The 23,998-nt window shown below is 70.0% G+C and carries 24 protein-coding genes and 2 pseudogenes; 11 read left to right on the top strand and 15 right to left on the bottom strand.

The genetic code is table 11. The features are described 5' to 3' along the window. The first annotated feature begins 2 nt into the window (after window positions 1-2). Together ACFYOY_RS28365 and ACFYOY_RS28370 are read left to right on the top strand one after the other, a co-directional pair. A complete protein-coding gene (locus tag ACFYOY_RS28365; RefSeq protein WP_351890159.1) occupies window positions 3-434 on the top strand; it encodes an SgcJ/EcaC family oxidoreductase in 432 nt (143 codons plus the stop codon). Between the two features lie 11 nt (window positions 435-445). Beyond that, complete coding sequence (locus tag ACFYOY_RS28370; RefSeq protein WP_351890166.1) at window positions 446-856, top strand: VOC family protein; 411 nt, start codon at window positions 446-448, stop codon at window positions 854-856. Between the two features lie 57 nt (window positions 857-913). On the opposite strand, the gene ACFYOY_RS28375 is transcribed toward ACFYOY_RS28370, so the two are convergent. After that, entirely contained in the window at window positions 914-1,156 is a 243-nt protein-coding gene (locus ACFYOY_RS28375; protein WP_351890171.1) for an ester cyclase, read from the bottom strand. A gap of 111 nt (window positions 1,157-1,267) precedes the next feature. After that, window positions 1,268-2,854, bottom strand: a complete 1,587-nt coding sequence (locus ACFYOY_RS28380; RefSeq protein ID WP_351890175.1) for a Na+/H+ antiporter — start codon at window positions 2,852-2,854, stop codon at window positions 1,268-1,270. 261 nt (window positions 2,855-3,115) lie between these two features. On the opposite strand from ACFYOY_RS28380, the pseudogene ACFYOY_RS28385 reads away from it, so the two are divergent. The 6 genes and pseudogenes from ACFYOY_RS28385 to ACFYOY_RS28410 form a co-directional block, all read left to right on the top strand. Further along, window positions 3,116-3,499: pseudogene (locus ACFYOY_RS28385) on the top strand (enoyl-CoA hydratase/isomerase family protein); the annotation flags it as partial. 25 nt (window positions 3,500-3,524) lie between these two features. Then, window positions 3,525-3,941: pseudogene (locus ACFYOY_RS28390) on the top strand (enoyl-CoA hydratase/isomerase family protein); the annotation flags it as partial. A 252-nt stretch (window positions 3,942-4,193) separates the two neighbouring features. Continuing rightward, the gene (locus ACFYOY_RS28395; protein ID WP_351890184.1) at window positions 4,194-4,874 is read left to right on the top strand and encodes a hypothetical protein; all 681 of its coding nucleotides are present in this window, start codon (window positions 4,194-4,196) and stop codon (window positions 4,872-4,874) included. Between the two features lie 315 nt (window positions 4,875-5,189). Next, on the top strand, window positions 5,190-5,489 hold the full coding sequence (locus tag ACFYOY_RS28400) for a hypothetical protein (RefSeq protein ID WP_351890188.1): 300 nt from the start codon (window positions 5,190-5,192) through the stop codon (window positions 5,487-5,489). A 158-nt stretch (window positions 5,490-5,647) separates the two neighbouring features. After that, window positions 5,648-7,426 carry an FAD-binding oxidoreductase gene (locus ACFYOY_RS28405; RefSeq protein WP_388590387.1) on the top strand — a complete coding sequence of 593 codons (1,779 nt, stop codon included), beginning with the start codon at window positions 5,648-5,650 and terminating at the stop codon, window positions 7,424-7,426. A 186-nt stretch (window positions 7,427-7,612) separates the two neighbouring features. Then, window positions 7,613-8,887 carry an MFS transporter gene (locus ACFYOY_RS28410; RefSeq protein ID WP_351890199.1) on the top strand — a complete coding sequence of 425 codons (1,275 nt, stop codon included), beginning with the start codon at window positions 7,613-7,615 and terminating at the stop codon, window positions 8,885-8,887. Between the two features lie 33 nt (window positions 8,888-8,920). Here ACFYOY_RS28410 and ACFYOY_RS28415 read toward each other — a convergent pair whose 3' ends face one another. The 10 genes from ACFYOY_RS28415 to ACFYOY_RS28460 form a co-directional block, all read right to left on the bottom strand. Next, window positions 8,921-9,841 carry an NAD(P)-dependent oxidoreductase gene (locus tag ACFYOY_RS28415; RefSeq protein WP_351890205.1) on the bottom strand — a complete coding sequence of 307 codons (921 nt, stop codon included), beginning with the start codon at window positions 9,839-9,841 and terminating at the stop codon, window positions 8,921-8,923. Then, entirely contained in the window at window positions 9,838-10,362 is a 525-nt protein-coding gene (locus ACFYOY_RS28420; protein ID WP_351890210.1) for a hypothetical protein, read from the bottom strand. The genes ACFYOY_RS28415 and ACFYOY_RS28420 overlap by 4 nt, the downstream gene beginning before the upstream one ends. After that, window positions 10,359-12,056 carry a class I adenylate-forming enzyme family protein gene (locus ACFYOY_RS28425; RefSeq protein ID WP_351890216.1) on the bottom strand — a complete coding sequence of 566 codons (1,698 nt, stop codon included), beginning with the start codon at window positions 12,054-12,056 and terminating at the stop codon, window positions 10,359-10,361. The genes ACFYOY_RS28420 and ACFYOY_RS28425 overlap by 4 nt, the downstream gene beginning before the upstream one ends. Next, window positions 12,053-12,655, bottom strand: coding sequence for a hypothetical protein (locus tag ACFYOY_RS28430; RefSeq protein ID WP_351890222.1), 603 nt, complete (start codon window positions 12,653-12,655; stop codon window positions 12,053-12,055). The genes ACFYOY_RS28425 and ACFYOY_RS28430 overlap by 4 nt, the downstream gene beginning before the upstream one ends. Next, window positions 12,652-13,854, bottom strand: coding sequence for a beta-ketoacyl synthase N-terminal-like domain-containing protein (locus ACFYOY_RS28435; protein WP_351890227.1), 1,203 nt, complete (start codon window positions 13,852-13,854; stop codon window positions 12,652-12,654). The genes ACFYOY_RS28430 and ACFYOY_RS28435 overlap by 4 nt, the downstream gene beginning before the upstream one ends. Further along, window positions 13,844-14,107 (bottom strand): phosphopantetheine-binding protein, encoded by a 264-nt coding sequence (locus ACFYOY_RS28440; RefSeq protein WP_351890233.1) that lies wholly within the window; start codon window positions 14,105-14,107, stop codon window positions 13,844-13,846. The genes ACFYOY_RS28435 and ACFYOY_RS28440 overlap by 11 nt, the downstream gene beginning before the upstream one ends. Further along, window positions 14,104-14,376, bottom strand: coding sequence for a phosphopantetheine-binding protein (locus ACFYOY_RS28445; protein ID WP_161558589.1), 273 nt, complete (start codon window positions 14,374-14,376; stop codon window positions 14,104-14,106). Before ACFYOY_RS28445 ends, ACFYOY_RS28440 begins: the two co-directional genes overlap by 4 nt. 63 nt (window positions 14,377-14,439) lie before the next feature. Continuing rightward, window positions 14,440-15,825, bottom strand: coding sequence for a class I adenylate-forming enzyme family protein (locus ACFYOY_RS28450; RefSeq protein ID WP_351890242.1), 1,386 nt, complete (start codon window positions 15,823-15,825; stop codon window positions 14,440-14,442). Beyond that, entirely contained in the window at window positions 15,825-16,865 is a 1,041-nt protein-coding gene (locus tag ACFYOY_RS28455; protein ID WP_351890248.1) for a 3-dehydroquinate synthase II, read from the bottom strand. Before ACFYOY_RS28455 ends, ACFYOY_RS28450 begins: the two co-directional genes overlap by 1 nt. After that, entirely contained in the window at window positions 16,862-17,668 is an 807-nt protein-coding gene (locus ACFYOY_RS28460; protein WP_351890253.1) for a 2-amino-3,7-dideoxy-D-threo-hept-6-ulosonate synthase, read from the bottom strand. The genes ACFYOY_RS28455 and ACFYOY_RS28460 overlap by 4 nt, the downstream gene beginning before the upstream one ends. A 210-nt stretch (window positions 17,669-17,878) precedes the next feature. Here ACFYOY_RS28460 and ACFYOY_RS28465 point away from each other — a divergent pair, with 210 nt between their 5' ends. The 3 genes from ACFYOY_RS28465 to ACFYOY_RS28475 are packed head-to-tail and all read left to right on the top strand — an operon-like array spanning window position 17,879 to window position 20,932. Further along, window positions 17,879-18,475, top strand: a complete 597-nt coding sequence (locus ACFYOY_RS28465; RefSeq protein WP_351890879.1) for a flavodoxin family protein — start codon at window positions 17,879-17,881, stop codon at window positions 18,473-18,475. Continuing rightward, a complete protein-coding gene (locus tag ACFYOY_RS28470) occupies window positions 18,472-20,070 on the top strand; it encodes an MFS transporter (protein ID WP_351890259.1) in 1,599 nt (532 codons plus the stop codon). Before ACFYOY_RS28465 ends, ACFYOY_RS28470 begins: the two co-directional genes overlap by 4 nt. Then, window positions 20,030-20,932, top strand: a complete 903-nt coding sequence (locus ACFYOY_RS28475; RefSeq protein ID WP_388590392.1) for a LysR family transcriptional regulator — start codon at window positions 20,030-20,032, stop codon at window positions 20,930-20,932. Before ACFYOY_RS28470 ends, ACFYOY_RS28475 begins: the two co-directional genes overlap by 41 nt. Before the next feature lie 23 nt (window positions 20,933-20,955). On the opposite strand, the gene ACFYOY_RS28480 is transcribed toward ACFYOY_RS28475, so the two are convergent. The 3 genes from ACFYOY_RS28480 to ACFYOY_RS28490 form a co-directional block, all read right to left on the bottom strand. Next, the gene (locus ACFYOY_RS28480) at window positions 20,956-22,275 is read right to left on the bottom strand and encodes a HAMP domain-containing sensor histidine kinase (protein ID WP_351890271.1); all 1,320 of its coding nucleotides are present in this window, start codon (window positions 22,273-22,275) and stop codon (window positions 20,956-20,958) included. Further along, window positions 22,272-22,967 carry a response regulator transcription factor gene (locus ACFYOY_RS28485; RefSeq protein ID WP_388590394.1) on the bottom strand — a complete coding sequence of 232 codons (696 nt, stop codon included), beginning with the start codon at window positions 22,965-22,967 and terminating at the stop codon, window positions 22,272-22,274. Before ACFYOY_RS28485 ends, ACFYOY_RS28480 begins: the two co-directional genes overlap by 4 nt. 362 nt (window positions 22,968-23,329) lie before the next feature. Next, window positions 23,330-23,770 carry a hypothetical protein gene (locus ACFYOY_RS28490; RefSeq protein ID WP_351890280.1) on the bottom strand — a complete coding sequence of 147 codons (441 nt, stop codon included), beginning with the start codon at window positions 23,768-23,770 and terminating at the stop codon, window positions 23,330-23,332. Between the last annotated feature and the right edge of the window lie 228 nt (window positions 23,771-23,998).

Below are 23,998 nucleotides of genomic sequence, written 5' to 3' on the forward strand. Positions count from 1 at the left end.
CGATGACCGCGACTGACGACGAGCGGATCCAGGGGCTCTGGGATGCCATGGCGCGCGGCTGGGCCGAGGGCGACGCCCACTCCTTCGCCGCCGTCTTCGCCGAAGACTGCGACTTCACCACAGTGCGCGGCGGGAAACCACCCGGCCGAGCTGGTATCGCCGCCGGTCACGACCAGCTCTTCCGCACCGCGTACCGCTCCACTCGCCTGGACGCGCGGGTGCAGTCCATCCGCTATCCGCGCCCGGATCTGGCCACGGTCAACGTCGAATCAATCGTCGTCGCCTCCGACGGCACCAGCCTCGCCCGCACCCATGCCCTCGCCGTCGTGGAACGGGACGCGGCAGCGGGCGCCGACGGCGCCTGGCGGATCACCGCTTTCCACAACATGGTTCCTGCCCCCCGACCGGCCACCCCGCCGGCTTCCGAGAACTGAAGGAATTGCCCATGTCTGACGCGTCCACCCCGGGCAGGCCCAAACTGCGGCATCTGGCCATCGTTGCCCGTGACCCCGAGAAACTGGCCGAGTTCTACAGCGAAATCTTCGGCATGGAGCTCTTCCACCGGGACCCCGATGGCAGCTGCTTCCTCTCCGACGGGTATCTCAGCCTCGCCCTGATCAAGCATCAACTCGACGGCGACACCCCATTGGGCATGAATCACTTCGGATTCCACGTCGCCGACACATCCGAGATATCCGCCGCTCTGGTCGCCTCCGGCGCCGAGGAGCCCGCAGAGCGCTTCACCAACCGCCCCTTCGCCGAATACCGGGCCATGGATCCGGAGGGCAACTGGTTCGACCTCTCCGCGCACGGCTTCGGCGGTCCCCGCCCGGCCGCCGAAGCGGACGAGGAGTAACCGGGGGGGGCGGGGGGCGCGGATCCGCACTACCTCTCCAGCCGGCCTCTATGAGGCTCAGGGGCCGCTTCCGCGTCCTTGCGGGGCGGCCCCTGGTGCGGGGTGCGGCGCGTGCAACCCGCCCAGCGCGAGCACGGCATCGAGCGCCACCGGCCCGTTGAACGGCACACCCCGCCCGGCGGGCGGTATGCCGCGGAAGGTCGCCGCGGGTGTGCAGTCGAACCGGATGCGGCACGCCACCTCCTCGCCTTGGACCACGAGCCGCTCGATCGCGTCATACACCAGGAGCTCGATCGTCAATTGCCCCAGCCGCCTCCGACGGCCCTGCTGTACAGGCACGAGTCGCGCAGCGCCGTGCGCAGACCGGGGACGAAGGACTACGCGGTGAGCGATTCGTCCGGCAGCCGGTGGCTACGACGGCCGGCCGGTGAAGGCACGCAGGGCCAGCTCAATCCTGATCTCCTCGGTGTCCAGCAGCGACTGCAGCCGGCGCAGAACGATGTCGTCGATGCTGCGCTGGTCCCGCAGGCGGATCAGGGCGCTGCGTTCGACGCCGATCAGGGCGCGGCGCAGTTCGAGCCCGGCCCACACACCGGTGTCGTCGGTATCCGGCTGTCCCGCCTTTTCGGCGGCGTACTGGCGCAGTTCGCTGAGGATGGCGTCGGCCGTCTCCGGCGGTGTTTTCAGACGCTCGGCGTGGCCGGGAAGGGCCTCCAGCGCGGCGGCGATGATCTGTCGATGGGCGTGGCGTTCCTCGGTGGTCTCGTCGGGATCGCCGTGCAGTCCGGACCAGCGAATCACCGCGGGCATTGTCGTCCCCTGGAGGACCAGCGTGACCAGGATCACGGTTACGGCGGTAAAGACCAGCAGGCCGTGTCCCGCGAGCGGCCGGCCCGCGGCGGTGGCGGTCGGGACGGCGAGTGCCGCCGCGAGCGAGACGGCACCGCGCACCCCGCTCCAGGCGAGCGGGAACCTCTGCCGGGCGCCGTAGCGCAGCGTGCGCTGGACCGGGCGGCGGTCGACGGCGCGGATGATGTAGGGCACCGAGTACAACCACAGCAGTCGGGTGGCGATCACTACGCCGCTGACCAGCGAGGCGGTGATGACCGCGTGTCCCGGGGAGACCGAGCCGATCCCGCTGACGATGGCGGGCGTCTGAACGCCGACCAGGACGAAGAGGGCGCTGTTGAGGAGGGAGGTGCTCACCTCCCAGAAAGAGATGATCTGCACTCTGGACCTCGCGCTGATCACCTTGGGGCCCGCCTGGCTGAGGATGAGACCGCAGGTGACCACCGCCAGAACGCCGGAGACACCCAGCACTTGTGCGGGCAGATAGGTGGCGAACGGGGTGAGCACGCCCAAGGCGTTTTCCACACTGCGGTCACGCAACCGCCTGCGCAGAGCCACGACGACGGCGGCGCATCCGCAACCGATCGCGGCACCGCCCACGTAGGCGAGCAGGAATCGCACGGTGGTGTCCGTCCAGGTGACGGACAGCCCCTCGACGGCGACGCCGATCACCACGGCGTAGAGGGTGAGCGCGGTGCCGTCGTTGATCAGGCTCTCCGCCCGGAGGATGGTCCGGATCCGGCGCGGCAGCCCGCGGGCGACCGCCGCCACGGCGATGGCGTCCGTGGGGGCGACGACGGCACCGAGGACAAAGGCGAGGGGCCAGGAAAGGCCCAGCGCATGCCCCACCGAGGCCACGGCGGCGGCGGTGGCCAGCACCAGACCGGTCGCGAGCAGCACAATGCCGCGCACGTTCGTCCGGATCTCACGGAGGGAGGTGGTCAGCGACTCCCAGTAGAGCAGTGGGGGCAGGAACAGCAGCAGGACCACCTCGGGCGACAGGGCCAGCCCACGGAAGTCGGGGGTCAGGCCGATCAGGCAGCCGCCCGCCACCAGCATGACCGGCTCGTTCCAGCGCAGGCGGCGAGCCAGCCAGCTCATGGTCAGCACCGCCGCGAGCACCACCACGATGACTTCGAGGCCACGCATCCGGTACCGCCTTCCCGATGGGAGCGTGGTACGGGCCACGCCCCGGGAAGCCTGCCACCTCGAATCCGATCAGAGTCGCGCCCGACCACCGCCGAATGAGTGCTCCGACCTGCGACGTCCGCCAACCGGAGCACTCGGTCACACGGATGTGTGACCGAGTGCGGGGAGATCGCCGCGTCGGCCGTGCTGTGACTCGACGAGCACCAGCTTTGACAGCCGGGATGGCCAACGGGCCGCGAACCGCGCCGAGAGGAAGAGAACATGACCGCCTCGTACGAAACCATCAGCACCAGGCTGGACGGCAACGTCCTGTCCGCCACCTTCAACCCCCCGCCGATCAACCTCATCGGTCCCGAGGTCGTGCGCGACCTGGTCGGACTCCTCGAGGAGCTTTCCCAACCGACGACTGCCCGGGTGGTGGTCTTCGACAGCGCGGATCCCGACTTCTTCTTCCCGCACATCGACCTGACCAAAGTGCCCGAATACACCGCCGAGGCCGCGCAAGCCGGAGGCCCGGGCGACGCCTCGCTCGGGATGCTGTTCCGCAAGCTCAGCAAGGTCCCGGCCGTCACCATCGCCAAGCTGCGCGGCCGAGCACGGGGGGCGGGCAGCGAGTTCCTCCTCGCCTGCGACATGCGTTTCGCCTCCTGGGAGTACGCCGTCCTGGCCCAGCCCGGCAGTCGGCATCGGCACCCCGCCCGGCACGGGAGCGATCCAGCACCTCACCCGTCTGCTGGGCCGGGGCCGGGCGCTCGAAGCCGTGTTGACGTCGGCCGACTCCGATGCCGAACTCGCCGAACGCTACGGATGGATCAACCGCGCGGTGCCCGACGCCGAGCTGGACGAGTTCGTCGCCGGCATCGCCGCGCGCATGGCGGACTTCCCCCGCGATGCGCTGATCGCGGCCAAAGCGGCCATCAACGCCACCAGCCTGCCGACTCCGGCCCACGTACGCGTGGATGCCGCCCTGTTCCAGCGGCTCGTCCGGAGTGCGGCAACGCAGCAACACACGGCAGAGCTGTTCAAGCGGGCTTCCAGACCCGTGGCCGTACCGAGCTCGAACTCGGTGACGCGATCGCCGACTTGAAGGCCGTCGACTGATGCGGCACGTCGGCGCGCATGGCGGCTAGCGGCTCTTGCCGCACAGGACCGCGTCCACCACCCCCTGGAGATGGCGCAGGCTTTCGCCTTCAGCAGCCCACGTCGTGGTGTTGACCGCCCGGTAGCAGGCAGCCCAGCCAACCGCGCGATATGTGGGACGGGTCCCGGCGCGGGGCCTTACGGTGACGGGCATGCTTCGCATGTCGGCCTCCCGACGGCACCATTCCAGGAGATGCTCATGACGCGACAGTGCTGGTTCTGCGCGAGCGAAACCACGGCCACGCGGCACGATCGTGTCGTCGGACTGCACAGGGATGTGCAGTCCAACCCGACCTGGTATTTGGGCATCCGCACCAAGTGGCAGAGCAACAGCGTCCGTGTGCCACGCTGTGAGCGGTGCCATCACGGCCACATCATCGAGCAGTCCATGATGGCGCTCTCCATCGCCGCGCCGATCGCGTATGCCGCCAGCGGTCAGTTGGACACGCTGCTCGGGATCCTGCCGAGCACATCGGCCGACAAAGTCAGAGCGGCGATATGGGCGGTGGTGGCCTGCCTTCCCACACTGGTGTGGATCGCGACCCGCCGGGCGTGGCTGCCCTGGAACCGCCTCGCGCCCCGCCATCTGCGCCACGCGCGCCGCCACCCGGCGGTTCAGCAGCTGCGGGAGGACGGCTGGCGCTACCGGCCGGGGCCCTTTCCGTATTGGCAGAACGCCAAGGACCCGGTCCCCGAGCGCCTGTCCGGGCCTTCTGCCCGTCCTCGGCGGATCCTCGGTTGTATCACCGGCCTGCTCGGACTCGCCTCCTGCGTCGTGACCGTCGTTCTGTACTTCCGGGACAGTGAGTTGGCGGCATTGTTCCTGGTGCTCGCCCTCGGCCTGTTCTTCCTCTCTTCGAAAATCGACCCCGAAGTGTGAACGCGGTGGGGACGCGTCGGATGCCCGCCGGCTGTACGGACACCCGTGAAATGGCTGCGAACGGCCCCTGCTCGCTGATGGGGCGGCCCTCATGGATATCACTGCGCCGGATTGGAACCACTGCGGTGACGGGGCCACGGGGGACGAGCCGGTCGGATGCACGGGTATCAGGATCGGCGGATTCGAGCGGTGCCTCGGACACCTCGGCCAAGAGGAGCGTCGCGCCTACCTCGCGACCCTGCCCCCCGGGGACGACATCGACGCGCGAGGCACCGAGATCAGCGGTGAGCTGCTGGATGGACTGTTGGACGCGCTGTGCCGGCCCGGCCTGCCCCAGGGTTCCCCGAAGCACGAGGCGACAGCCACGGTGCCGCCCCGGGCGGCAAGGTCACCTTCGAGATCGACAAGGAAGACCCGGAGAACCCCACCGGCGACCGGTTCACCAGCAAACGCCTTGAGAAGGCTCTGGAGGTGACGCTCAACTCGGCCGTGTTCCGCTCGGGCGGACACGACCTGACCGTAGCCGGCGGGTACATCCAGATGGCATCCCGCTTCTCGGAGCCGGTCCTCCTCGGTCTCGCCGCCCTCGCGATCCGCGGGCGCATGAAGCGATGAGGCACCGAACGTCCAGCCCGGTCCTGTGTTCCGCCGACTTCGTCGTCAACGGCGGCCTGCCGAAGACGGTGTGACGGCGTAGCGGCAATCCGACCCGGCACACGGGCGCATGGACGGCGGCCGTGCGCCGACGGAGGTGGCGGGGAGCGGGCGCTTGGATGGGCGCGCGCCCGTTCGTCGTACCGGGCTGGGGCATTCAGCGGCAGGTCGGCCTCCTTTCGGGTTGCGGGCCTGTGGACGGGAATCCGTTTCGCGGCTGCGCCGATCAATCGCCGGTTGACTTTGTGAGGGAGGGAGACGATCACGTCTCCGGAGCACTTCTTGTGAGGGCAGCCACGTTGATCAACAGGCGGAAGGTACTGCGGGCGGGCACTGTGGGTGTTTGGGGCGCGGAGGTGGCGGCCTTGCCGTCATCGCCCGCCGCTGCCGCGCCACCCACCGAAGTGGCGGAGCGGGTCGGCGAACGGGACTGGGAGCTGCTGGCTCAGGCGCTGTCGTCGCGTTCCACCCTCTATCGGCCGGGCGATTCCGGCTACCCGCCGCTGGCACTTCCGTTCAACCACCGCTACGCCGGGATCCGCCCCGCGGGGATCGTGGCCTGCGCCACGACCAGGGATGTCCGTGCGGCGGTCGGCTGGGCCCGCGCGGTGGGACTGCCCGCCGTGCCTCGTTCCGGGCTGGGCCACAACTACGCCGGGTACTCCGCCACCACGGGTCTGCTGCTCAACATGGCCCGCATGAAAAGCATCGTCTCCAGCCCGCTGCCGGGTGCCCGCTCCCGGACCCGGACCTATGGGCGGATGAGGGTCGTTCACGACGCGGGCACCCTCGCCGTGGGAGCCGGCGTCACCAACGCCGACCTGCACCCGATGCTGGAGGACCGCGGCATGTTCGTGCCGACCGGCCGCTGTCCCACGGTCGGGGTGGCCGGGCTGGTGCTCGGCGGCGGTATCGGCTTCAGCGACAAGATGTTCGGCCTGACCTGTGACCGGCTGGTCTCGACGACCGTGGTACTCGCCGACGGCCGCGTGGTGCAGGCCAGTCAGGACGCGCACCCCGACCTGTTCTGGGCCTGCCGCGGCGGGGCGGGGAACAACTTCGGTGTGAACACCTCCTTTACGTTCCAGTACGAGCGGTTCCAGGGCGACGTGGGCTTCTACGAGTTGCGCTGGAGCCTGGACTCGGCACTGCCGGTGATCGCCGCCGCCCAACAGATCGCCGTGCACACCCTGGACGACAAGCGATTCCATCTCCGCGTCGGCATGGGGACCCACGGGCTCACCAGGGACCAGATCCACGCCAACGCGGGCGTCAATGCCATCGGCCAGTACTACGGTGACCTCGAGGAGTTGCGCGCCATCCTGGCTCCGCTGCTCGCCATCGGCACGCCGGAGGAGCGCGCCCGCAACAAGGCGTCCGTCCGCGAGGTCACTCCGGGTCAGGCGAGCGCGCTGCTGAGCGCGACCACGCCGGTGCAACAGTTCGCCGCCAAGTCGGCGGTTCTGACCTCCCGGACGCTTCTGACCGATGAGCAGATCGGTGCCGCCGCCGAGCAGCTGCTGGAGTGGCCCGGCAGCGACAACGAGGACGGGGCCGGGTTCGCCATGTTCGCCCTCGGCGGCGAGATCAACCAAGTGCCGCCGGACGCGACGGCGTTCGTCCACCGGAACGGGGTCTTCATCCTGGCCGCCGAGACCTCCTGGGCGGATTACGATCCGCCACGCGTCGCCACGGCGAATCTTCACTGGCTCAGTGAGTTCTACCAGAGCATTTTCGGTGATACCCCTCCGCCGCATTCCTATCAGAATTTCCCGGATCCGACGCTGAAGGACTGGCGGCGGGCCTATTACGGCGCGAATTACGACCGGCTGGTCCGAGTGAATCGGACGTACGATCCGACCAACTTCTTCAGCTATCCACAGGCGATCGGCACCTGACCTTCGCGAACCGACGCGGCATTGCGTCGGCCGCCGCAGCGGTGCGGTCCGCCGCGGGGTCGCACCGCCTGCGTCCGTAGGCTTGACACGCTGTTCAGGCACTTCATATGTTATTCGTCTTGCCCTTTTCGGGGTGGGGTCGCATGAGACGTGGTGCGGCTGGGACGTCCCCGAAAGGGCTCTGCTGTGCGCGCATGGCTTCCCGACGCTCGTGGCCACCGGCGCCTGTTTTCCGCGCTGTCCATCGATGCCCTGGGCACCGGCCTCTTTCTGCCGTTCTCGATCCTCTATTTCACCGCGACGACCGATCTGACCCTCGGCAGGGTCGGATGGGCCTTGTCCACCGCCGCGTTGGTCCGCATTCCGGCGACCGCGGGCGCCGGGATGTTCTGTGATCGGTTCGGCGCCCGTAGCACAGTGATCGTCTCCAATCTCACCCAGGCGGCCGGGTTCTTCAACTACCTGTTCGTGGGGTCCTTCGGTCACCTGCTCATCGCCGCGGTCGTCGTACAGCTCGGCAACTCGGCGTTCTGGGTGGCCTATCCGGCCCTGGTGCATGACGTCGCCGAGGGGAGGCAGCAGGAATCCTGGTTCGCCCTGATCACCACGCTGCGCCATGCGGGACTTGGCGTCGGCGCTCTCGGCGCGAGCCTCGCTGTCGCGATCGACGGGGTGAACGGATACATTACGATCGTCGCCGTCAACGCCCTGTCGTTCACCGTCGCGGCGGTCCTGACACGGCTCGACTCCTCAGGCGGTGCTCACGCCGTGGGCGTCACTAGTACGCCAGAACACGACGACTCGCCACAACACACCGCCAAGGGCGGCTGGGCGACCACGCTCCGGGACCGGCCCTTCCTCGGATTCGCCGGTCTCAACTTCGGGCTCGCCCTGCTCTCGCTCGCCTTCGGCCTCGCGGTTCCCGTCTTCCTCGTCAACACGGTGCACTTGCCGTCGTGGATACCCGGCACCGTCCTCGCGGTCAACGCCGTACTCGGCGCGGTGGGCGCGACGCCCGTGGGTGCCGCGCTCACCGGGCATCGGCGATGGAGCAGCCTGATGGCATCGCAGGCCATCGTCGGCGGTGCGTTTGTCGCGGTGCTGTGCTGTGCGTACGTGCCGTCGGCACTGAGAATCTGCTTCGCTCTCGCCGCGGTCGTCCTGGTGACCGTCGGCGAACTGATCCAGAGCCTGATCGTGTCGCCCATCGTCAACGACTGTGCCACCACGGCGAGTCGTGGCCGGTACAACTCGCTGTCCCAGATGGCGTTCAGCATCGGTGACGTGGTCACGCCCGCGCTCATGGCCATGCTTCTCGTCCGTGGGCCGGCCGCCACCTGGATACCGATGGCGGCCCTCGCCCTCGTCGACATGCTCGGTATCGCCCTGCTCGCCGGCCACCTCCCCGCGATGCGGCGACGTATCAATCACCCGAGCCTCACCGAACCGGCTGGCCTGTAGGCAGCCATTGCCGTTCATGGGCCCACTGTCCGGTCAGTCGTCGGCCAGTCGTGTCCGCCAGCTCGGCACCGCGGGCTTCCAGTTGAGCGCCTGCCGTACGCGGTCGTTGGCCGCGCCGCGCATGGCGGTGAGCTGGTAGCTGGTGAGCCAGCCCAGCAACCGCTCGGCCAGTTGCGCCGGCACCGTACGGGGCGGGGGCGCTCCGAGCAGGCGGGCGTACTCGGGCAGCCAGACCGCAGCCTCGGCCGGGTCGTCATCGGCCACGTTGAACACACCGTCGGTATCCGCTTCCACGGCGCACACCGCGGCCCGTGCGGCGTCCTCGACGTGGAGGAATGAGGTGACCCCGGCGGCGGACTCCGGCAGTGGCAGCCTGCCGCGCGCCACCGCCCCGCCGATCGCACCGCCGCGGTGGTAGAGGGTGCCCGGGCCGTACAGGGTTCCGTAGCGCAGTACGATCCCGGAGAGGTGTGCGGCGCCCAGCACCCGGCGCTCCAGTTCGGCGATCGCGCGCGTGGTGAGCGCCCAGCCCCGATCCGGTGCGTCGACATACAGCGGTGCGTCCTCGGTGAGCACCGGTCCGCCGCGGGGAGCGGTGGCGAACGCGATGCTCTGCGCCACCATCCGTTCCGCCCCGGCGGCCTCGGCCGCCGCGATCAGATGCGCGGTGCCTTCGGTGCGCAGCCGGGCGGTCCGCTCGAAGCCCTCCGCGGTGGGGCCGCGCAGGGCGGTCAGCTGATGCACCACCACTTCGGGCCGGGCCGAGAGCACCGCCGCGCGCACCGCCTCGGCTTCCAGCGCGTCGGCCACCACGACGCCGTCCAGGGCCGGCCCGGCCGCCCGGGACGGCTCCCGTACCAGCGCGGTCACATGATGGCCGCGGGCACGGAGCAGCGGAACCAGTGCGCGGCCGATCACCCCGGTGGCTCCGGCAACGAGGACACGGGCCGTCATACCGGGCTCCCGACCCGCATCAGGAGCCGGCAGGCGGGATCGCCGTCCCGCAGACACGCGATGGCGCAGTTTCGGGTGAGTTCGACCCCGAGCCCCTCCGACCAGCCGGCGTGGATGTCGGTGCACGGGCACTTGTAGCCGTCGAGCGAACCGGCCATCCGGACCATCACCACGGCGAAGTTCTGCCGCATGGTCAGCTCGATCTCCCCGCCCGGGAGCACCGCGGTCGCCCCGTCCCGCAGCTCGCTCGGGAACATCCACTCGGAACAGGCGTCGTAGCGGCGGCGGAGCTCCTCGAGGTCCACCGCGGGCTTTCCGCCGAACTGACGGGCTATCCGCTTGCCCACCTGGACGGCCACATACCGCAGCGCCTCGGCGTTGATCTCATTGGCCACCGCGTGTCCGAACCGCTTCGCCACCCCCTGGTACCAGCGTGCGTCGTGCAGCCACCACTGCCGGTACACGTCCATGGTCCTGGGCCGGGGGCTCGTACCGGGACTCGTACGGCCGACCTCGGTCATCGCACCTTCCCGTCCAGCTCGCCGGCGGCCATCCGGGCCCGGAAGCGTTCGCGCATCTCCCGCTTGAGCACCTTGCCGGTGGCTCCCTTCACCACCTCGCTCGCGTCCATCCGGAGCGCTCCGGTCAGCTGCGGGAAGCCCGCGGCGACCAGCACCTGGTTGACCTCGGCCGTCCATCGGGCATCGTCGGTCTTCGTGTCCGCCGCGTCCGCGCACACCTGCAGCAGGGCGTAGGCGTCGGCGGTCCCGTCGCCGTCCCAGTCCGCTCGTACGCCCTCGGGCGCGACCGCCACCACCGTGCAGTCCTCGAGCTCGGGCATCTCGCGCAGCAGCAACTCCTCGGTGCGGGTGCTGAACACGATGCCCGCGGGGGTGCGGATCGCGTCCGGCGCGCGGTCCAGGTGGTAGAAGTTTCCTTCCTCGTCCCGATAGGAGAGATCGCCGGTGAGCCAGTAGCCGCCGAGCCGCAGCCGGTGGAAGGTCAGCGAGTCGTTCCAGTATCCGGGGGTGAGCGTGGGCGAGCGCACGCCGAGGCGGCCGATCTCGCCGGGCGGCAGCGGTGTGCCGTCCTCGGAGAGCACCGCCGCCTCGGCGAAGCTCATCGGTTTGCCGACGCAGCGCGAGAAGGACGACCTGCCGGGCTTGTGTCCGTTGTGGAAGAGCGAGTAGCCGGTCTCGGAGGAGCCGAGTCCGTCGGTGAAAACGGAGCCGGGGACCCGGCGCCGCTGCAGATCCCGGCCGACCGTCTCATGGCTGCCCTGCTCGATGAGCGCCTTGATATGTGTCTCGTGCGCCGCGTCCCCGGTGTTGTACCACGCCTCCACGCTGGACAGGTCGCGGGCGGAGAGATCCTGGGCCGCCATCTCTCCGTAGGTTCCGGCGAACGCGAACACCGTGGTGGGGCGGAACGTCTCCATGGCGTCCAGGACGTCGATCCCCCGCTGGCTGGACAGCATTGATACGGGCGAGCGCAGCAGGAAGCCGAACAGCATGACCGAGATGGCGGCGTTGTGCGAGCCGGGCAGCGCGACCAGCAGCCTGCCCATCGCGGAGCCGACCGACAGCTTCAGCCGGTGCAGTTGCGCATACAGCAGGGTCTGATGAGTGTGCGGAACGGCCTTGGGCATCCCGGTGGTGCCCGAGGAGTGCGAGATGATGATCGGATCGGTGGCGTGGTGGGAGTACGGATAGCCCGCGGGGAGGGGCTCGCGGTTCTCCGCGCGGATGTCGGCCGCCGTGACACAGAAACCGAGGCCCAGTTCGGCACGGTCGGGGGCGAGGACCGCGTGATGGGCCCGGTCGGTGACGGCCCCCACCGCGCCCTGGCGCCGCACATACTCGCGGGCGATCTCCGGGCGGAGGTTGCCGTTGACGAAGGAGGGGATCGCGCCCAGGGAGGTGAGGGCGAGGAAGTTGATGGCGAACTCGGTGCTGGAATAGGTCTGGATCGCCACCGGGTCGCGGGGCCCGACGCCCTGTGCGTGGTACCAGCTCGCGTAGATCTCCACGGCCTCGTGCAGCTCGCCCAGGGTCAGCACCTCGGGGTGGCCGCCGTCCGGAGCCTGCCAGGTGGCGTCGGTCCACAGGACCTGCTCGTCGAGCGGTCTGGCGTACGCCTTCAGCCGGTGGATCACATTCCCGGCCCCCAGGGCGGCGTCCTCGCTGATCCGCGCGCGTTCCTGTTTGGTGATCATGATGTGGTTCCTTGGATTCGGGCGGCCAGCTCGACCAGGCCGCGAAGGGTGCCGTACTCCCCCGAGGGGGCGGGCGGGATGTCGGGCGGGAGACTCGGGACCGCATCGTCCCGGTCCAGCACGATCGCCACGGCCAGGTCCGCGGCGGGTGGGCCGGTGCGAAGCTCGCGGTACGCCGCCGTGGTGCGCTCGGTGCCGGTCAGCTCGACCCCGATGAGCACGATCCGGTCCAGCTCCTCGTCCTCCAGCAGCAGTTCCGCGGTGGCCAGCAGCTCACCGGCCGGGTCCGCCACGGTGGACAGGCAGAGCAGCGGTCCGGTGATGGCGAACTCGCGGCCGAGCCGGCCGAGGACCGCGTTCGCGGTGGACTGCATGAACAGCAGCGGATTGTGCACCTGCCCGGCTACCAGCAGACGGCTGCCGAGATCGAGGGTGGCGGCATCCCCCATCGTGCTGGCCAGGACCATGGCGGTCCTGGAGCCGTCGCCCGGCCGGGCGGTCAGACATCGCTCGACGGCCTGGTACACCATCGGGTTGAAGGCGGACTCCACAAAACCGGCGACTGGCGGCGCGGACGGACCGGATATCGCGGCGATCATGCTCGCTCCAGTACCAGCGCGGTGTTGGCGCCACCGAACGCGGCGTTGACGGTGAGCGCACGCCGGAGTTCGGCCTTGTGGGGGCGGTTGGGCACATAGTCGAGATCGCAGTGTGGATCGGGTTCGGTGAATCCGGCGGTGGGCGGCAGGACCCCGTCCCGCAGCGCGAGCAGGGTGATCACGAGTTCCACCGCACCGGCCGCCTCCAGCAGATGTCCCGTGGTGCTCTTCGTCGAGCTCACCGGCGTCCGGGCCGCGTCCGCGCCGAAGAGCGTGCGCAGCCCGCGGGTCTCGGCGGGGTCGTTGTGCCGGGTCGCGGTGCCATGCGCGTTCACGTAGTCGATCCGCGGGCCGCCCGCACGCCGCAGGGCCCGTCCGGCGGCCGCGACCAGCCCGGCGCCTTCCGGATGGGGCCGCGCGATGTGGTGGGCGTCGCCGGCGGCACCCCAGCCGGTCAGCACACCGAGCGCACGTGCCCCCCTGCGCCGGGCGCCGTCGACGGATTCGAGCACGATGGCGGCGGCTCCGTCCCCGAGCAGCAGACCGCTGCGGTCGGCGCAGAACGGCCGCACCATTCCGTCCCGGGAAAGGGCGAATCCCGAGTCGAACTTGGCCAGGTTCTCCTCCTCCACCAGGTACGCCCCCGCGCAGATCGCGGTGTCGGCCCGGCCGGAGGCGATGAGCTGGCAGCCATGTGCGATCGCCGCGGCCGAGGCGACGCACGCGCCGGTGAACGCCAGCCGGGGGCCACGCACGCCGAGCGCGTCCGCGAGGGCCTCGGCCTGCCAGGCGGGCACGGTCTCAGCGGTGCCGCCGGAGGCCGCCGCGCCGGGTGAGCCGAGAGAGCCGAGAGAGCCGAGAGAGCCGGGTGAGCCGGGTGAGCCGGGTGAGCCTGCGGCGCTCCAGAAGCGGGTCAGACCGGTGAAATCGCCCGCGGTCCCCACCAGGACGGCGGCCCGCGCACCCGTCGGCAGCCCGGCCATGCCGACCGCCGCCGCGGCGACTTCGGCCAGCACGTCGCGCAGCGGGGCGGCCGGGCCGTAGGTGGCGGCCAGGCCCGTTCGGTACGGGCCGATGTCGAAGCGGGTGATCGGCGCGAACGCGGCTCTCCCGTCGAATACGCCCTCCCGCAGTGCGTCCGCCCCGGTGCCGAAGGCCGTACGCACCCCGAATCCGGTCAGCAGCACCTCACGACTCATGGACGTCCACCAGGTAGTCGGTGATCCGGCGGATCGAGGTGAACTCGGCGAGGAACGCTTCCGCCGGCTCGATCTCCAGGCCGTACCGCAGCTCCAGTTGGTGCAGGAACCACACCAGCCCGAGTGAGTCCAGGCTGAGTTCGGCGTCGTCGTCCAGGCCGGGCGGCAGTTCGGCGAAGATCTTGGGGTCGGAGAGCAGCTCCCGCACGGCATCGGCGGTGATCCCCGGCCGGGCCTCGGATTCCGCGGTCATGCCGTGGCGCCCCGCCCGACGACGTCGTTGATCAGGTCGCCCAGGTTCATCGCGCCGGCCTGTTCGATGTCACCGTCGGGGAACTTCACGTCGAACCGGCGCTCCAGGCGGAGGAGCAGCTCGATCAGGCCCAGTGAGTCGATGTCGATTCCGCCGGTGCCCATGGGGCTGTCATCGCTGATCTCGTCCGCGTCGAGCGGATGGTTCATCTCCTCGCTGATCGTGCTGAGCACGAAGTCGCGGATCTCCTTCTGCAACGCCGTCTGCATGGTGCGCAACCTTTCTGTGCCACGGGAATCGATGGGGGTGGGCGGCAAGGGGCGGTCGGCGGGTCAACGGTCGGGAGCGCGGGCGAGCAGGGCGTCGCGGCGCCTGACGAGCTTGCCGTTGGAGGTGCGGGGCAGGTCCGCCAGGACGTGGACGACGCGGGGCACCTTGTAGTCGGCCAGCCGGTCCCGGCACCAGCGCAGCAATTCCCCCGACGTGGGGCCGTCCGAGGCGACGGACACATAGGCTTCGGTGGCGCCGGCGTGCACGACCACGGCCCCATTGACCCCGGGGTGCCGGCACAACACGGCTTCGACCTCGGTCAGATCGACCTTGAGGCCGCCGATGACCACCAGGGAGTCGCCACGGCCCAGCAGCCGCACGGCGCCGGAGGAATCCAGCTCGGCCCGGTCATGGGTGCGCAGCCAGCCGTCGGCGTACCGGTCGCCGCCGGAATCGTGCAGATAGGGCGAGCCGTCCGGCAGCCAGACGTCCAGCTCGCCCTCGCGGATGCGCAGCCGCACACCGGGTGCCGGCCGACCGACCGAGGGCCTCGAGGCGCCGCTCACCTCCATCGCGATGACGCCCGTTTCGGTGGTCCCGTACGACTCGCCGACCCCGGTGCCGAACCGGTCGGCGAACCGCACGGCGGTCTGCGACGGCATGATCTCCCCGCCCGAGACCGCCGCGCGCAGGGCGGGCAGCGCGGGCAGGTTTCGGACGGTGCTCAGCAGGTCGTAGTGGAACGGCGTGCCGAAGATGACGTGGACGTCGTGACAGGAGGCGGCGGCCAGGATGTCCTTGGCCGACACTCGTCGCGCGAAGACCGCCGAGACGCCCGCGGCGAGGGAGTGCAGCACCCCGGCGATCAGGCCGAAACTGTGCGCGGTCGAGCTCAGCAGCAACACCCGCTCACCCCGGGTCGGCATCCCCTCGATCCGGGTGAACCGCTCGATCTCGGCCGCCAGGGAGGCCGCGGTCCGCCCGATCACCTTGGGCAGCCCGGTGGAACCCGAGCTGAACTGCACCAGCCGGTGCTCCGTCGCCGCCGGGCGACCGTCCGGGTAGCGGGAGGTGACCACCTCGTATCGGGGCTCGAACCTGAGCGACGAGCGGCCCGCCGTACCCGCGCCGACCATGAACTGCGGGTGGCACAACGAGCGCAGGGCGTCCACTTCCGACGGTTTGAGCCGGTGGTCCACCAGCATCACCTGGGCGCCCAGCTGCCATAGCGCGAGCAGTACCTCTATCTGGGTGCAGCTCGGTGGTATCTGGAGCATCACCGTATGCCCCTCGCCGACGCCGTGCCCGGCGAAGACCGCCGCTTCCACGGCCACCGCGGCCCGGACCTCTCCGCGGCTCACCGGGTGGTCACCGTGGACGAGGTAGGGCACGTCGCCGGGATGGGCGTCGAACAGCGTCTCAAGGAGCTCCCGCATACGGACGCTCATCAGTGTTCCTTGCAGAATTCGCCGATGGGAAAGCCCACATGGCGCTGGTCCGTGGCCAGGTAACCGAGCAGTTCGTCGCCGCGCCGCAGCTCGGTGACGTTGTGGACCTTGCCGCCGGGCCCGAGCACCCGCACATGCCAGTCGTCCTGGACGGTGAGGCTCACCACGATGTCGTCGGCCGACCTCGCGGTGATGGTCAGCAGCGGCCGGGACTCCAGCTTGGCCCGGCCGACCGTGACCGGCCGGGTCCGGCCCTCGGCGTTGACCGCCAGGGTCGTGCTGCCCGAGCGCAGCTCGCTCAGGTAGTTGGTCCGGTTCTCCGGGCCGAGCACATAGGAGTGCAGGGCGCCGGCGTTGACCCGGAACGGACGGGTCGGCATGTACGGCAGCGGATGGGTCTCGCTGCAGCACAGGATGAAGCCGGTCGAGTACGAGCCGACCAGGATGCCCTCGTCCTCGGCGAAATGCGTACAGGTGTCCACGCACACCCGGTCGCCGAGCCCGTGGTGCTCGATGCGGTCGACGGTCAGCGTGGTCAGCTCCAGCGGAGAGGTTCCGGCCTCGAGCAGCCGGGCCAGGGCGAACACCTCCCCGGCGTCGGAGGGAGCCAGCAGGACTCCGTCCGAACCGCGTTCCAGCACCTCCAGGACGGTGGCGGCCTCTTCCAGATCGGCACAGACGGTGATCAGCTTTCCGGCGGAGCGGTCCGCGGCAGCGAGCACGATCTCCAGGGGGATCTTGGTCGGGTCGGCGAAGCGGACCACGGTGAACGGCAGCGCGACGGCGGCCTCGCACGCCAGCCGCAGCGAGGGTTCGTCGTGTACCTCGACCCACGCGGCGGTGTCGGCGCCGAGGTCGTACAGCTCCTTCTCCTCGGTCACCACCGTGGTGGTGATGCCGGTGAGGGTGGGGGGCAGTGCGGTGAGGACGGATTCGTCATCGCAGAGCACACCCTGCATCCGCGTATGGATGGCGGCGTCGACGATGGACTCGAGCTGGGGCTGCGGAACGGCTCGGAGATCGATCCATGCGAACTTCATACGGCTCCTGTCGCGATCGTCGGGGGATGGGGGGTCGTTCCGGCATCGACGGCGTGCACGACGGCGGCCAGCCGCGCCACCAGCGAGGAGGGTGAGGGCGAGGAGAAGATCCGACGGCCGACCGCGAGGCCGCGGCAGCCGGCGAGCATCAACGAGGTGGCGTGACTGATCAGGTCCGAGCCGTCGGGCGGGCCGCCCGCGGCGAGGACCGGCAGCGGACAGCTGTTCACCACCTCGGCCATCCGGTCCATCGGCAGCGCGATCGAGGTCTTCACCAGGTCGGCGCCGAGATCCGCGGCGATGTTGACCGCGTGGGCGAGCAGCGCGGGATCGTGCGGATCGGCGATCCGCGGCCCCCTCGGGTAGATCATCGCGAGCAGCGGCATGTTCCAGATGTCGCACGAGGCCGCGACGGCCCCGAGATCCGTGAGTTGCCGGTGCTCGGTGTCCGATCCGAGATTCACATGCACGCTCACCGCGTCCGCGCCCAGCCGCACGGCCTCTTCGACGTCGCCGACGAGCACCTTGGCATCGGTGTCGGCCGCGTGCACCGTACCCGCACTCAGGTGAACCACCAGGGCGCAGCGGCGCAGGATATCCGGTGCGATCGCCCGCGCCCGGCCCTTGTGGACAACGACCGCGTCCGCGCCGCCGTCCACCAGCGCCCTCAACAGCCCGTTCCAGCGGGCCTGGGACACCACCGGCCCATCGGACACACTGTGGTCGAGCGGGACGAAAAGATATCTTCCGTCCCCGACGCCCGAGAGCCTCCGCATCCGGAATGATTTACCAATATCGGTCATGTGCCAGGCACACCTCTCCCAAGGGGCGAACCACGCAGGGGGATTGCTCGGCCAGAATGGCACGTCTACGCAAAGCCGAGCGGATATCGAATCTCCATCACTCTGCGGTTATGCGGCTCTGAGGAATTTCTGAGATTGCTCTGACAGGCTGTCCGACGGCTATTCCGCCGGAGCCGAAACCGCGTTTTCGAGGAGGCTGTTTTGACCGCCTTGACCGACCCGGTACGCATCTCGATCGCCTGTCACGGCGGACGTGGTCACACCGCCAGGCTGGCGGAGGCCGTACGAGCCGGGGCGAGCCGGGTCCCGCACACCGAGGTCGCCTCCATCCACGTCGACCGGATCACCGATCAGGAATGGCATCGGCTCGACGACGCCGACGCGATCATCTTCGGTGCGCCGACCTATATGGGCACGGCCTCGTCGGCCTTCCACGCCTTCGCGGAGGCGAGCGCCAGACGCTGGCTCACCCGCCGCTGGCAGGACAAGCTGGCGGCGGGTTTCACCAACTCCGGCTCGATGGCCGGAGACAAGGCAGGCACCCTCGGCTATTTCGCCACCCTCGCCGCACAGCACGGCATGCTCTGGGCCAGCCTCGGCCTGCCCCCCGGTTGGAACTCCTCCTCCGGCAGCGAGTTCGACCTGAACCGGCTCGGCTTCTTCCAGGGCGCCGCCGCGCAGTCCGCGGTGGACGACAGATCGGGTGCGGTGCACAAGTCCGACCTCGCCACGGCGGAACATCTCGGGCACCGGGTCGCGCAACTCACCCGGGCCCTGGTCGCGGGCAGACGAGCGCTGGAGCCGTGAGACACCGGCCCGCGCCGGCCGGGGGCGAGGGCCGCGCCGTGGCCACCTCCGCCCGGCAGTGGTGGACCGTGGCCGTGGCGGTCCTGGCGCAGACGCTGGTCCTGCTGGACAACACGGTCCTCAACGTGGCGATGGAAACCCTCGCCGATCCGGTGCACGGGCTCGGGGCGAGCTCCGCCGACCTGGCATGGGCCAACGCCTCGTACTCGCTGGTCTTCGCCGCGGGCAGCTTCGCCGGAGGCGCTCTCGCCGACCGCTACGGGCCGCGCCGCATCCTGGTCACCGGGCTGGTGCTGCTGGCCGGCGCCTCCACACTGGCCGCGTTCTCGGCCGGGGCCACGGGGCTTACCGTCACCCGTGGGTTCATGGGCGCGGGCGGGGCGCTGATCACCCCGGCGACGCTGGCGATCGTCACCCGCGCCAGCGCGCCGGCCGACCGGACCCGGGCGATCGCGGTCTGGGCCTCCGCGGGCGGCGCCGCCGTCGCGCTCGGACCGGTGGTGGGCGGTGCGCTGCTGACCCGGTTCTGGTGGGGCTCGGTGTTCCTGGTCAACCTTCCGGTGGTGGCGGTGTGCCTGCTCGGCGTGTGGCTTCTGGTGCCCGGGCTGCGCTATGCCGAGCGCAGGGTGCTCGACCCACTGGGCCTGGCGCTCTCCGTGCTGGGGCTGGGTCTTGTGGTGTACGGCGTCATCCGGGGCGGCCACCCGGCCGGCTGGTCGAGCCCGGCCACGCTGCTGCCCCTAGCGGTCGGTCTCGCCCTGCTGGCGGCGTTCGTGATGTCGCAGAGCCGCCGAGCCGCGCCGGGTTTCGATGTGCGGCTGTTCACCGAGCCGCGCTTCGCGGGCGGCACCGTGACCCTGCTGCTGCTCTTCTTCGGCCTGGCGGGGCAGCTCTTCTACTGCGCCTTTTATCTGCAGGGGGTGCACGGACTGTCGACGCTGGCCGCCGGGGCCGTGATGTCGGCCGCCGCGGGCGGCATCGTCCTCGGCAACCAGATCTCCCCGACGGTGTCCCGGCTGCTGACCGTCCGCTGGTGCGCGGTCGCCGGGATACTCCTGTCAAGCATCACCTTCGGCGGCTACGTGTTCTTCGACGCGGGCACCCCGGTGGCCTGGATCGCCGGGATGCTCTTCGCTCAGGGCACCGGTATCGGCCTGGTGGTGGCGCCGATGACGGCGGAGATGATGGCCTCCCTGCCCCCGCGGTACACCGGCGCCGGCGCGGCGATCAACGCCGCGGCCCGGCCGGTGGGCAGCACCCTCGGAGTCGCGGTGCTCGGCTCGGTGCTCGCCACCGCCTACCGCGGGAGCATCCGGCCCTCGCTCACCGATCTGCCTCCCGGGCCACGGGAGAAGGCCCTGGACTCCGCGGAGGCCACCCGGGCGGTGGCGCGGTCGCTGAGCCGCCCCGACCTCCTCGGCGCCGCGAACCGGGCCTATCTGCACGCCATGTACGTCACCGCCGCGTGGACGGCGCTGCTGTCCGTGGCCGGTGCCGTTCTCGTCATCGGATATTTCCGGCCGCGACCATCAACGACGGAGGCAGGAAGTGGACATGGGGCTGCGCCATCTTCGGATCGTGCTCACCGTGGCTGAGTCGGGCAGCATCAGCCATGCGGCCGCCACTTTGAAGATCGCCCAATCCGGTCTGTCCACACAGCTCAGACGCATTGAGCAGGAATTCGGCGGGCCGCTGTTCCGCCGCCGTCCGCACGGTGTCGAGCCGACCGAGCTCGGTGTCCATGTCCTGGGCAGAGCCCGGCAGTTGCTCGACGAGTTCGGTGATCTGCTCTCCACGGCACGGACACTGGCCCAGCCGGCCGAACCGCCGCAGGCCGTCGGGCTGGGCGGAGTGGACAACCCCTGGGTGCCCCTGATCGCCGTGCTCATCCGGGAGCGCCTGCCGCACCACGAACAGCTGACCTATCTGGAACCCTCCTCCCAGGCCGTGCTGGAGCTGCTGCGCACCGAGAAGATCGCGCTCGCGGTCATCAGCGAGTTCCCGGATGTCGTGCCGCCCCCGGTCCGCGAGTTCACCGTCCGCGACCTCGACACCGAACCGGTGCTGATCGGCCTGTCCCCCGGCCACCGGCTGGCCCATCGGCAACTGATCACCCTCGAAGAACTGGCCGAGGACACCTGGGTCGCCCCCGGCGACCGCTCCGACGGTCTCGGCCTGAGCCTGAGGATCGCCTGCGAGCGTGCGGGGTTCACCCCTCGGTTCCGGTATTTCGGCGCCGACCAGACGACCGCGGCGGCCATCGTGAGCGCCGGGAACGCGATCGGGGCCTTCTTCGCGCCGGGCGACCACTGCCCGGGGGTCGCGCTGAAACGACTGGCGAACGGCCGGCTGTGGCGCCGGACGCGGCTGGTGTGGAACGCCGAGTCGCCGCTGGCCGGGCTCGCCGAAGATCTCGACGGCGGTGCGCTCGACTGGCGACGGCCGCAGGCCTCATGAGCCGGGCCCTGGCCCCGATCGCGTCAGTGCCCGGAAATATCCGGCCGTCGGCCTCCCGCGGAGAGGCACGAGGCGATCGTCCGTTGCCGTGGAATGGTCTCCCCCGCATGAGCCGCCGGCAGCTCCACGGTGAACAGCGCACCGTGCCCCGGCCGTCCGTTGGCGGTGATCCGCCCCCCATGGCTTTCGATCACCTCGCGGGCCAGCGCCAGTCCGAGCCCGAACCGTCTGCCCCGGCCGGCGGCCCCCCTGGCGAACCGCTCGAACATGCGCGTGGCCTCCTCCGGTACGAACCCCACGCCGGTATCGCGTACGGACAGCGACACGATGCCGGGAAGCGGGGCGTCCACGGACACCACGACCTCCCCACCGGGCGGAGTGTGCCCCATCGCGTTGTCGACCAGCGCGGCGATCACCCGGCGCAACGCCGACGTGGTGCCCATCACCACATGCCGCCCCGGCCCGCACCGAAGACGCACGGTCAGCTGCATCGCATGGGCCCGGACATCCTCGGCGGACACCGCCTCCTTGGCGAGCGTGGCCAGGTCGACCGGATCGCGGGATCCCGGCGACTGGGACAGCCGCGCGGACAGCAGCAGGTCGTCTATGACGTCACCGAGCTGCCGAGTTCCGGTCACCAGGCGCCGAAGGTCGGTGGCCAGCTGCTGCGGGGTGGCCGAACCGGAGCGCCGGACCAGCAACTGGGCGCGGGTGTGCAACTGGGTCAGTGGTGTGCGCAGTTCATGACTGGCGTCCGCGACGAACCGCCGCTGCCGGTCCAGAGCCTCGGAGAGCGGCCGCATCGCCCGTCGCGCGAGCATGCCGCTGGCGACGGCGACGAGCAGCAGACCGACCGCCTCGGCCGCCGCGAAGGCGAGCAGCAGATGGTTGCGGTCGGCGCGCTGGAACCGTTCACCGTAGGCTGCCTGAACGACCTCCGCACCACGCCATGCGGTGCGCACCGTGTACTCCTCGCCACCTCGCTTCACCCGTTCCAGCACCGCGGGAGCGCCCGCGCGGACCGCGGCCAGGCTGGATCTCACGGGTAGTCCGGCGGGGGTGCCGGGGGTGCTGCTGATCACTCCGTCCCGCTCCACGGTCATCCACACGCAGACCGGCGGACTGTCGATGGTGTTGTGGTCGATCCCCCACTGGGTTTCGCGCTCCGCGTCGGCGCGTTGGGCGAACAGCATGACGCCATAGACGATGACCCCGATGATCAACATGATCACCGACATCACCAGCGAGATGCGCCGGGTTATCGTCCACTGGGCGGAGGAGAGTCTCCGCTGCTCGGGGCTCGGCGCCGTGCGACGCGGGAAACGGATCGGAATCGAATTCACAGCGTCCCCATCTGATAGCCGCGCCCGCGCACGGTGCGCACGACGTCGCGGCCCAGTTTCCGCCGCAGGTAGTAGACATAGGTGTCGACAATGGACTCCGCCGAGGTATCGGGAAACACCCGCTCGCGAAGGTGTGAACGGTCGTGCACGACCTTGGGACCTTCGGCGAGCGCGTGGAGCAGGCCGAATTCCCGCAAGGACAGCTCGATGCCCGTGCCGTCGGGAAGGCGGACCTCGCGGCGCAGCAGGTCCAGCTCTCCGTCGCCGAGCGGAAGGATTTCGGCGCCCGAAAGGTCGCGCCGGTGCAGCGCCCGCACCCTGGCCAGCAGTTCGTCCACTTCGAAGGGCTTGACCAGATAGTCGTCCGCGCCCGAATCGAGGCCGGTGACACGCTCGCCGAGTTCGCCCAGCGCGGTCAGTACCAGGACCCGGGTGGTCACACCGACCCGCCGTAATCGTTTCACCAGGTCCAGGCCCTCGATGCCCGGAAGCATGCGGTCGACGACCATCACCTGATGTCGTCGGCTGAGCCCGAGATGAAGCCCCCGGTGGCCGTCGAATGCCACATCGACGTCGTAACCCTCTGAGCTGAACAATTCGGCCAGCATGTCTGCAGTTTCCCGGTCGTCCTCGATCAGTAACAGCCGTGTCTGATCCGCAGTCGACCGGTCTATATCGGCTGGATAGATCATTCGCTCATCTTGACAGTCCGGATGTAGGCACAGCGCGTCGTATCTCGGCCGTCGGACGACGAGTCCAAAGCGCTTCAGAACCCTCGTCAGCGGTTCGGCGGAGGACGACGGGGCCGACCGGTGACTCCTCGGCCACCTGCCGGGCCGGCGCCCGCACCAACCGACACGTAACTCGTCCAATAATCGACGGCCGAGGTGAGTCGTTCGGCCATGTCGTCGAGCGACCACTGCTCCCGGGCCGGACAGCGCGCGTCGGCGATGCGGATCGCCAGCGGCGACCCGGCGCAGACGGAGGCGATCCGCCGGGCCGCGCATGGCTCATATCGCACGCGCTGATGACTCGACGGGTACGTCGCCGATGGCTAGAACCGCGGCATTCCGGAGGGCGGTTCCGGGATCGCGCGCCGGGCCGTCACCGCCTCGATGAACTCCCGCGGCGGGAGGTAGCCGTGGGCGATGACGTAGTGGAGGACGAGATTGGGGGCGATGAGCCACCTTCCGTCCCGGGCCAGGACCCTGATCTCGGCGCTGCCGAGGGTGACCTCGGTGCCGCCGACGTCCACCACGACGGGATAGGGCGGCCTCCCCTCGGGATGCGGAAGTGTGCAGCTCTGCCAACCCCGCGTGCGATGGGTGGAGTTGTCCCGGCAGAGAACCGCGAGCGCGTGGACGAACTCCGTGGGCACCTGACCGCGGGGGAACTCGTCCTGGTGCTCCAGCCACCCGACATTGACCGCCTGGGGGCCCTGGGCCACCCCGATGCCGGGGGTGTATGCGTAAGGGGATCCGTCCTCGTACCGCACCGCGTGTTCCTCTCGTGCTCGAAGGGCCCGGTGGCCGCTGTCCTGGCGACGGTACGGTGTGGATCCGTGACGATCAGGGGCTGGCTGACCACGCTGTCCGGTCACGCTGACTCCTACCGGTCGGTTGACCACACGAGCCGCGTGCTCGCGTGATGGTCGGCGAGCTCGGGGAAGGGGTGGGAGCAGGCGGCGTCGGGGCAGCCCGCGCCCCACCGAAGCCTCTCCCAC

This window comes from Streptomyces sp. NPDC007875 (assembly GCF_042868035.1).
In the GTDB taxonomy this organism is placed as follows: Bacteria; Actinomycetota; Actinomycetes; order Streptomycetales; family Streptomycetaceae; genus Streptomyces; species Streptomyces antimycoticus.